General features: G+C 71.9%; 8 protein-coding genes. 3 read left to right on the top strand and 5 right to left on the bottom strand.

The genetic code is table 11. The features are described from left to right. Nucleotides 1-157: 157 nt before the first annotated feature. The 3 genes from AB0O40_RS36735 to AB0O40_RS36725 all read right to left on the bottom strand — a co-directional run bounded on the left by AB0O40_RS36735 (nt 158) and on the right by AB0O40_RS36725 (nt 3,660). Complete coding sequence (locus AB0O40_RS36735) at nt 158-496, bottom strand: P-II family nitrogen regulator (protein ID WP_365050429.1); 339 nt, start codon at nt 494-496, stop codon at nt 158-160. Further along, nucleotides 493-1,836 (bottom strand): ammonium transporter, encoded by a 1,344-nt coding sequence (locus tag AB0O40_RS36730; RefSeq protein ID WP_365050428.1) that lies wholly within the window; start codon nt 1,834-1,836, stop codon nt 493-495. Before AB0O40_RS36730 ends, AB0O40_RS36735 begins: the two co-directional genes overlap by 4 nt. A gap of 354 nt (nt 1,837-2,190) precedes the next feature. After that, nucleotides 2,191-3,660 (bottom strand): hypothetical protein, encoded by a 1,470-nt coding sequence (locus tag AB0O40_RS36725; RefSeq protein WP_365050426.1) that lies wholly within the window; start codon nt 3,658-3,660, stop codon nt 2,191-2,193. Between the two features lie 355 nt (nt 3,661-4,015). Here AB0O40_RS36725 and AB0O40_RS36720 point away from each other — a divergent pair, with 355 nt between their 5' ends. Further along, complete coding sequence (locus tag AB0O40_RS36720; protein ID WP_365050424.1) at nt 4,016-4,684, top strand: bifunctional DNA primase/polymerase; 669 nt, start codon at nt 4,016-4,018, stop codon at nt 4,682-4,684. Nucleotides 4,685-4,824: 140 nt separating this feature from the next. Here AB0O40_RS36720 and ftsY read toward each other — a convergent pair whose 3' ends face one another. Further along, nucleotides 4,825-6,048: a signal recognition particle-docking protein FtsY gene (gene ftsY / locus AB0O40_RS36715; RefSeq protein ID WP_365050422.1), complete on the bottom strand. Its 1,224-nt coding sequence runs from the start codon at nt 6,046-6,048 to the stop codon at nt 4,825-4,827. A gap of 143 nt (nt 6,049-6,191) precedes the next feature. Here ftsY and AB0O40_RS36710 point away from each other — a divergent pair, with 143 nt between their 5' ends. Together AB0O40_RS36710 and AB0O40_RS36705 are read left to right on the top strand one after the other, a co-directional pair. Continuing rightward, complete coding sequence (locus tag AB0O40_RS36710; protein ID WP_365050420.1) at nt 6,192-7,652, top strand: cytosine permease; 1,461 nt, start codon at nt 6,192-6,194, stop codon at nt 7,650-7,652. Nucleotides 7,653-7,709: 57 nt separating this feature from the next. After that, nucleotides 7,710-8,696, top strand: coding sequence for an LLM class flavin-dependent oxidoreductase (locus AB0O40_RS36705; protein ID WP_365050418.1), 987 nt, complete (start codon nt 7,710-7,712; stop codon nt 8,694-8,696). Nucleotides 8,697-8,781: 85 nt separating this feature from the next. On the opposite strand, the gene AB0O40_RS36700 is transcribed toward AB0O40_RS36705, so the two are convergent. Next, nucleotides 8,782-9,383 (bottom strand): MFS transporter (locus tag AB0O40_RS36700; protein ID WP_365050416.1); only part of this gene is annotated, 602 nt, incomplete at its 5' end.

Raw genomic sequence — 9,383 nt, 5'->3', positions numbered from 1 at the left:
CCTCATCGCCCAGGACCACGGCCTGGAGAAGGCCCTGGACAACGAGCTGATCCACGACCTCCTCGAGGAGTCGCAGCCGGGCCGCCGCGTAACCGCCGGGTCCCGGGTCGGCCTGATCGGTGGTGGTCTCGACGCTCGTCACCCGGGTGCTCCGTTCCTACAGCGCGTCCGCGCCGCGTTCGCCGGTGCGGACCCGGACGACCGAGTCGACCGGGACGATCCAGACCTTGCCGTCGCCGATCTTGCCGGTGCGGGCGGCCTTGACGATGACCTCGGCGACCGAGTCGGCGTCGTCGGTGTCCACGACGACCTCGATGCGGATCTTGGGGACGAGGTCGACGGTGTACTCGGCGCCGCGGTAGACCTCGGTGTGCCCGCGCTGGCGGCCGTAGCCGCTGGCCTCGGTGACGGTCAGGCCTTCGATGCCGTAGGCCTGGAGGGCTTCCTTGATCTCGTCGAGCTTGTGCGGCTTGACGACGGCGGTGATGAGCTTCATGCGTCCACCTTCTTGGCGTGCGGGGCGTGGGCGGGGACGGCGGCCGGCCGGGCGGCCGAGCCGCCGCCGGCTCCGCTGAAGTCGTAGGCGGTCTCGGCGTGCTCGACCTGGTCGATGCCGGAGACCTCGTCGTCCTCGGTGACGCGCATGCCGATCGTCTTGTCGAGGAGGAGGGCGAGGACCGCGGAGGCCAGGAGAGAGTAGGCCAGGACGGCGAAGACGCCCACCGCCTGCTTGCCGAGCTGGGTGAAGCCGCCGCCGTAGAAGAGGCCCGCGGCGTCGGACTGGACGCCGCCGGTGGCGAAGAGGCCGACGAGGAGGGAGCCCAGCACGCCGCCGACGAGGTGCACGCCGATCACGTCGAGGGAGTCGTCGTAGCCGAACCTGTACTTCAGGCCCACGGCCATGGCGCAGACCAGGCCGGCGATCGCGCCGATGGCGATGGCGCCGAGCGGGGAGCAGGAGCCGCCGGAGGGGGTGATGGCGACGAGGCCGGCGACCGCGCCGGAGGCGGCGCCGAGGGTGGTGAAGGAGCCGTGGCGCAGCTTCTCGTAGCCGAGCCAGGCGAGCATGGCGGCGGCGGTGGCGACCTGGGTGTTGACGAACATGACGGCGCCGACGCCGTCGTCGTTGCCGAGCCAGGAGCCGGCGTTGAAGCCGAACCAGCCGAACCACAGGAGGCCGGCGCCGAGCATGACCAGCGGGAGGCTGTGGGGGCGCATCGGGTCCTTCTTGAAGCCGACCCGCTTGCCGATGACGAGGATGACGCCGAGGGCGGCGGCGCCGGCGTTGATGTGGACGGCGGTGCCGCCGGCGAAGTCGATGACGCCGAGTTCGAAGAGCCAGCCGCCGGCGCCCCAGACCCAGTGGGCGACGGGGAAGTAGACGACGGTGACCCACAGGGCGGTGAAGAGGATCCAGGCGGAGAACTTCACGCGGTCGGCGAGGGCGCCGCTGATCAGGGCGGGGGTGATGACGGCGAACATGAGCTGGAAGACGGCGAAGACGTAGACCGGGACGGTGTAGCCGTCCCACAGCTCGGTCAGGCCGATGCCGGAGAGGCCGAGGTAGTCGGAGCTCCAGCCGATCACGGAGCCGGAGTCGGTGCCGAAGGCGAGGCTGAAGCCGTAGAGGACCCACAGGATCGTGACGATCCCGAGGCTGATGAAGCTCATCATCAGCATGTTGAGGCTGCTCTTGACGCGGACCATGCCTCCGTAGAAGAAGGCGAGACCCGGGGTCATCAGCATGACCAGGGCGGAGCAGATGAGCATGAACCCGGTGTTCGCGGCAGACAGCTGCGGGGCGTCTGCGGCAAGGGTCGTGATGGCTGATGCCATCGGCGTCTCCTCGTCGTCGGTACGTTCGCGTGCGGGCGAGCGTGAAAACCTGAGCGGCGCAAGGGGGGCGGGGGCCCGGCCGTCCGGCTGGCTGGCCGGTTATGGACCAGAGATTCGCGCGGGCCGGTTTCCGCTGTTGCCGCTCGATGTTTCGCACCGGTGACGAAGGGGTCGGGCGTGTTACGCGCCCATGAACGGGGCCCGGACGTGGGCCGGCCGCGGCAGGCCCCGGTGACCTGGCGATGGGGGAGCCGAGTCTGGTGTACGGGGTGCCTGCCGCGGCCGGGGCCTGGCGGGCCCGGGAGGGGTCCCGGGGTGCTGCGGGAGGGCGCGGGGGTCCGGGCCCGTCCGGAGTCAGACGGCCTCGGCGGCCTCCGGGAGCTGGGCGGCGAGGTGGTCGGTGAGACGGACGATCTCGGCGACGTCGCCGTATGCGCGGGCGGCCGTGTCGACGGTCTTGCGCAGGCGGGTGTTGACGCGCTCGGAGCGGACCTTTCGCGCCACGTCGAGGGCGCGTCCGGCCATGTGGGCGGCTTGTTCGGGCTCGCGCTGGAGGAGGTGGACGGTGGCCATGCCGATGAGGTTGAGCGCGTAGGAGCGCTGGTGTTCGTCGTCCTTCTCGAAGAGTTCGACGGCCCGCTCCATCACCGGTTCGGCGAGGGAGGCGTACATGGGGCTGCGGCCGGCGACGTAGGCGAGGTCGCGGTAGGAGTGGGAGTTCTCGCCGTTGAGCTCGGCCTCGGAGAAGAAGCGGATCCAGTCGGGCTCGGGCTCGCCGCCGAGGCCGACGTCGGAGTAGGTGTCCTCGGCCATCCGGACGGCGCGCTTGCAGCGGCTGGGCTGGCCCATGTTGGCGTAGGCGCGGGCCTCCATCGCATACAGCATGGCCTGGGTGCGGGGGGTGGCGCAGTCGCGGCTGCCGTACTGGGCGAGGTGGATGAGTTCCAGGGCGTCCTCGGGGCGGCCGAGGTGGATCATCTGGCGGCTCATGTTGGAGAGGATGTACGAGCCCAGGGGCTTGTCGCCGGCCTCCTTGGCGGCGTGCAGGGCCAGCACGAAGTACTTCTGGGCGGTGGGCTGGAGGCCGACGTCGTAGCTCATCCAGCCGGCGAGTTCGGCCAGTTCGGCGGCGACCTTGAAGAGCCGCTTCATGATGGGGGCGGGGTGCGGCTCCTGGAGGAGGTCGGTGACCTCGTGGAGCTGGCCGACGACGGCCTTGCGGCGCAGTCCCCCGCCGCACTGGGCGTCCCACTGGCGGAACATCACGGTGGTGGCCTCCAGGAGGCCGACCTCGGGCTCGGAGAGCCGGGGGGCGCGGCGGCCGGCCGGCGCGCTCTCGCGGGGTTCGGTGCCGGGGACCGGGACGAGCCAGCGCTGCATGGGCTCGATGAGGGCGGGGCCGGCGGAGAGCGCGAGCGAGGTGCCGAGGAAGCCGCGGCGGGCGAGCATCAGGTCGCTGCGGGAGAACTCGCTGAGGAGGGCGACGGTCTGGGGGCCGGCCCAGGGCAGGTCCACGCCGGAGACGGACGGGGACTGGTGGGCGGTGCGCAGGCCCAGGTCCTCGATGGCGACGACGGTGCCGAAGCGTTCGGAGAACAGCTCGGAGAGGATCCGCGGGATGGGTTCGCGGGGCTGCTCGCCGTCGAGCCAGCGGCGGACGCGGGAGGTGTCGGTGCTGATGTGGTGCGCGCCCAGCTGGCGGGCCCGGCGGTTGACCTGGCGGGCCAGCTCGCCCTTGGACCAACCGCTGCGCACGAACCACGAGGTGAGTTGGTCGTTCGGGCGCTTCTCGGCGTGTGTTCCGCTTGCGCCGTTGCCGCTCACTGGAACGCCCCCATCCGATCGGCATCTCCGTACGAACCCCCGCGTGCCGGATCCGGTGACCGGTTGCCTCCGGCATACCCGTGGGCGGGTCGGCCGCCCGGGTTCGTGCACTGAAAGTAATCCTACGATCACCCCTCCGGCGAGGGCGATTCCAGAAACGCCACCATTCGCCACCCCTTCGAATGAACTCGCCACCGGCCAACTCCGATTCACTGGACACGGCAGGCGATCGATGGCAAGGCATGGCGCAGTGATGTGCACCGGGGCGCGTACGGCGAGGAGTGCGCCGGAAGGTCTGGGCGTACCCGGCACGTCCGCGTCGTAACCACCGGCGAGTTGACCCGTTGGAGGGGGCATGGGCTTCACGATCGGCGGCAGCCGTGGCACCAAGGAGTTCCGGTCCGGCCCGCGGCGCCGCGGCCGGACGTCGGAGTGCACGGCGGTGGCGGAGTACACCGGACTGTGGGGCTGGGACGTGGTCCCCGGGGCGCGCGCCACGGCGGCCGGCGAGTGCTCCTGCGGGGATCCGCGGTGTCCGGCGCCGGGCGCGCACCCGTTGGACTTCGCCCCCGAGGTGCCGGCGGGCGCGACGCTCGACGAGGTCAGCGCGGCCTGGGAGCAGTTCCCGGGCGCCGCGGTGCTGCTGCCGGCCGGGCGGTCCTTCGACGTGATCGAGGTGGCGGCGGAGGCGGGCCGGCGGGCGCTGGTGCGGCTGGAGCGGATGGGCCTGCCGCTGGGGCCGGTGGCGGTCACGCCCCGGGACCGGGCGCAGTTCTTCGTGGCGCCGGGGGCGGCGGCGGAGCTGCCGCAGCTGCTGTACCGGATGGGCTGGGACGACGCCGACCTGGACCTGCGGGCGCTGGGTGCGGGGTCGTTCGTGACCGCGCCGCCCTCGGACCACGCCGGGATGGGCGCGGTCGGCTGGCTGCGGCCGCCGGCCCTGGACGGCGCGGGGCGTCCCCCGCAGGCGCGGCTGCTGCTGGGGACGCTGGCGTACATCTGCCACCGCCTGCACCGCTTTTAGCGGCGCGGGCCGGGCCGGACGCGCTACGGCCGCCGCGGCACCGGGGTACGCGGCGGCCGTAGCGCAGTCCGTACGCGGCGACGCCCCGCGCGTCATGCGATGCGCGGGGCGTCACTGCGTACGGTGCGGCAGTCGGCGGGTCAGTCGCCGATCAGGGCGTCGACGAAGGCGCCCGGCTCGAAGGGCGCGAGGTCGTCCGCGCCCTCGCCGAGGCCGACGAGCTTGACGGGGACGCCGAGCTCGCGCTGGACGGCGATGACGATGCCGCCCTTGGCGGTGCCGTCGAGCTTGGTGAGCACGATGCCGGTGATGTCCACGACCTCCGCGAAGACGCGGGCCTGGACCAGGCCGTTCTGGCCGGTGGTGGCGTCGAGGACGAGCAGCACCTCGTCGAGCGGGCCGTGCTTCTCGACGACCCGCTTGACCTTGCCGAGCTCGTCCATGAGGCCGGTCTTGGTGTGCAGGCGGCCGGCGGTGTCGATGAGCACCACGTCGGCGCCCTCGGCGATGCCCTCCTTGACGGCGTCGAAGGCGATGGAGGCCGGGTCGCCGCCCTCGGGCCCGCGGACGGTGCGGGCGCCGACCCGCTCGCCCCAGGTCTGCAGCTGGTCGGCGGCGGCGGCGCGGAAGGTGTCCGCGGCGCCGAGGACGACGCTGCGGCCGTCGGCGACCAGGACCCGGGCGAGCTTGCCGGTGGTGGTGGTCTTGCCGGTTCCGTTGACGCCGACGACCATCACGACGGCCGGGGTGTCCAGCCCGCTCTCGGTCTTGACCTCGCGGTCCATGGCCGGGTCGATGAGGGCGACGAGCTCCTCGCGCAGCAGGGTGCGCAGGTCGTCGGGGGTGCGGGTGCCGAGGACCTTGACCCGCTCGCGCAGGCGGTCGACGAGTTCCTGGGTGGGGGCGACGCCGACGTCGGCGACGAGCAGGGTCTCCTCGATCTCCTCCCAGGTGTCCTCGTCGAGGTGTTCGCGGGAGAGCAGCGTGAGCAGGCCCTTGCCCAGGGAGTTCTGGGAGCGGGCGAGGCGGGCGCGCAGCCGGACCAGGCGGCCGGCCGTGGGCTCGGGCACCTCGATCTCGGGGGCGGCGGGAGCCTCGGGCTCCGCGACCGGCTCCGCGGCCGGGGCCTCGGCGGGTGCCTCGGCCTCGGGGAGCACGACCTCCTCGATCGTGCGGCGCGGCTCCTGCGCCGTCTGCGCGGCGTCCTCCCCCACCTGCGGTTCGGCGGGCGGGGCAGTGATGGTCGGCGTACTCGTCGGGGGCGCGGGCGGCAGCGGCTTCTTCTTGCGGCTGCTGACCACGAGCCCGGTGATCGCGCCGACCGCGACCAGGGCGATGACTACAGCGAGAATCAGGGTTTCCATAACGCTGCCAGTATCGGCCACCGCCGGCGCGGAACGTGGACCCTGGAGGAAGCGCCAAGGCCCTAAGCCTCTGTTTGTGCTTTTCGCGGCGAATCTACGATGATGGGCGACTCCCCCGAAAACATCCCGTATCGGAGACCCGTATGCCCACCGAGCCGGACGGCGCGATAGAGACCCGCGGCCTGGAGCCGGTGCCCGACGAGGAGCGCACCGGGCGCGTCCGGGAGCTGTTCCCGACCTGGGTCGCGGCCAACATCAGCGTGCTGCTGCTGACCATGGGCGCCGGTCTGGTGATCTTCAACGGGCTGAACCTGTGGCAGGTGCTGGTGGTCGCCACGGCCGCGCCCGCGCTGTCGTACGGGATCGTCGGGCTGATCTCGATCGCCGGCAAGCGCGGCGGCGCGCCGGGCATGGCGCTGTCCCGGGCGGTCTTCGGGCAGCGGGGCAACCTCTTCCCCGGGGCGCTCATCTGGGTGGCCCGCTGGGGCTGGGAGACGATCAACGCGGTCAGCGGCGCGTACGCCGTGCTGACCGTGCTGGACCTGCTCTTCGGGGTGAAGAGCAACACGCCGCTGATCGTGGTGACCCTGCTGTTCTTCGTCGGCTGCACCTTCCTGGTGTCGGGGCTGGGCATCAACGCGCTGCGGGTGTGCAGCAAGTGGTCCACCTACCTCTTCGGCGCGTTCAGCGTGCTGGTGCTGGGGTACCTGGTGGCGCACACGGACTGGTCGGCGGTCTTCGGCAAGCCGGCCGGCTCGACCGCGATGATGATCGCGGGCATCGGCACCATCGCGGCCGGCGGCATCAGCTGGGTGCCCTCGGGCCCGGACTTCACCCGCTACCTGCCGCGGGCGGCCTCGAGCCGGGGGCTGGTGGGCGTGACGGTGGCCGGGGCCGGGGTGGTCGTGCTGCCGATGGTGCTGATGGGCGCGGTGATGGCGGTGGGGACGCCGGACCTGGCGTCCGCGGCGGACCCGGTCTCCTTCATCGGCGAGCTGCTGCCGACCTGGATCGCGGTGCCGTACCTGCTGATCGCGCTGGTGGGGATGCTGCTGATCAACTCGATGTCGATGTACTCGGCCGGCTTCACCGCGCAGACCCTGGGCATCAAGGTGCCGCGGGCCGCCGCGGTCAGCGTGAACGCCGTGATCAGCCTGGTCTTCGGCTTCCTGCTGATGGTGGTGGCGAAGAGCTTCTTCGGCTCCTTCATCTCCTTCCTGACGCTGCTGGCGGTGGCGTTCTCCGCGTGGATCGGCGTGTTCGGCGTGGACATGCTGCGGCGGCGCTCGTACGACGGCGCGGCCCTGCTGGACACCACCCGCACCAGCGCGTACTGGTACCGGGGCGGTTTCGCCTGGCAGGCCATGACGGCCTGGGCGGTGGCACTGGTGGTGGGGCTGCTCTTCACGAAGGTCGACTGGTTCGGCGGGCCGCTGGCCGGGAGCTGGATCGGCGAGAACGGCCTGGGCTGGGCGGCCGGCATCCTGACCTCCGGCCTGCTGTACGCCGTACTCCCCCGGTCGCGCCCGCAGGGCGCCGGCCCGGCGGCCGGCGGCCCGGCGCCGGACGGGGAGCGCGAGCTCGCCGGATCCCTGTCCAACTGACGCGACGTCAGCTAACGTCCCCCTTCGCCACCCACACCCGGCGGAGGGGGACTTCTCATGCCCATCACCGTGGCCCGGTTCAACCTGATCGATCCCGACGGCACCCCCGAATCGCTCTCCGCCCGCTACAAGGCCGCGCTGGAGATGTGCGCGTACGCGGACGACCGCGGGATCGACACCGTGCAGACCGAGGAGCACCACGGCACCGACAACAACTGGATGCCCTCGCCGTTCGCCTTCGCGGGTGCGGTCTTCGGCGCCACCCGGCGGATCGCGGTCACCGTCTCGGCGATCATCGGGCCGCTGTACGACCCGCTGAAGGTCGCCGAGGACATCGCGGTGCTGGACCTGCTCAGCGGCGGCCGGCTGGTGACGGTGGCGGGCATCGGCTACCGGCCCGAGGAGTACGAGCAGCACGGCGTGGAGTGGGGCCGGCGCGGCCGGTTGCAGGACGAGCTGCTGGAGACGCTGCTGAAGGCGTGGACCGGGGAGCCGTTCGAGTTCCGGGGCCGCACGGTCAAGGTCACCCCGACGCCGTTCACCCGGCCGCACCCGATGCTGCTGGTGGGCGGCAGCTCGCAGGCGGCGGCCCGCCGGGCGGCCCGGCTGGGGCTGCCCTTCTTCCCGAGCGCGCACCTGCCGGAGCTGGAGGCGTACTACCAGGCCCGGCTGGCCGAGTACGGGACCGAGGGCTTCTGCATGATGCCGGCGGCCCAGACCCCGCTGCTGCACATCGCGGAGGACCCGGACCGGGCCTGGGCCGAGTACGGCGAACGCTTCCTGCACGAGGCGGGGATGTACGCGTCCTGGCAGTCCAAGGACATCCGCTCGGCGGTCCGCTCCGGCGCCCGCACGGTCGAGGAACTGCGGGCGGAGGGGGTCTACCGGATCCTCACCCCGGACCAGGCGGTCGCCTACGGGCGGGAGGTCGGCGAGGCGGGGAACCTGGTCCTGCACCCGCTGTGCGGCGGGATGCCGGTGGACGAGGGCTGGCGCTCCCTGCACCTGCTGTGCGAGCAGGTGCTGCCCCGACTCAAGGGCTGACCGGACGCGGTACGGACACCGCCCCGGACCGCGGTCGCGGTCCGGGGCGGTGCCGTGTCACGAGGAGAGGGCAAGGGCGGGGGGATCAGCCCATCTCCTCCAGCGCCTTGCCCTTGGTCTCCGGCACCCACTTGAGGATGAAGGGGATCGAGAGCACGGCGAAGCAGGCGTACATGATGTAGGCGCCCGACAGGTTCCAGTCGGACAGGGTGGGGAAGCTGACGGTGATCACCCAGTTGGCGACCCACTGGGCGGCGGCGGCCACGCCGAGCGCGGCGGCGCGGATCCGGTTGGGGAACATCTCGCCGAGCAGCACCCAGACCACCACGCCCCAGGACAGGGCGAAGAAGAGCACGAAGACGTGGGCCGCGACCAGGGCGATGACGCCCTGCGTCTCGGGCATGGAGATGTCGCCGTTCACGTCGGTCTTGTACGAGAAGGCCCAGGCGGCGCAGCCCAGGGCGACGGCCATGCCGGCGGAGCCGATGAGGGCGAGAGGCTTGCGGCCGATCCGGTCCACGAAGATCATCGCGATCACGGTGCCGATGATGTTGATGATCGAGGTGGTGAAGGAGTACAGGAAGGAACTGGTCGGGTCGATGCCGACGGACTGCCACAGCGAGGAGCTGTAGTAGAAGATCACGTTGATGCCGACGAGCTGCTGGAAGACGGAGAGGCCGATGCCGA

This window comes from Streptomyces sp. NPDC089919 (assembly GCF_040684615.1).
Lineage (GTDB): Bacteria > Actinomycetota > Actinomycetes > Streptomycetales > Streptomycetaceae > Streptomyces.
The sequence above is the reverse complement of the archived record's forward strand: the minus strand, read 5'-3'. Positions and strand labels throughout refer to the sequence as shown.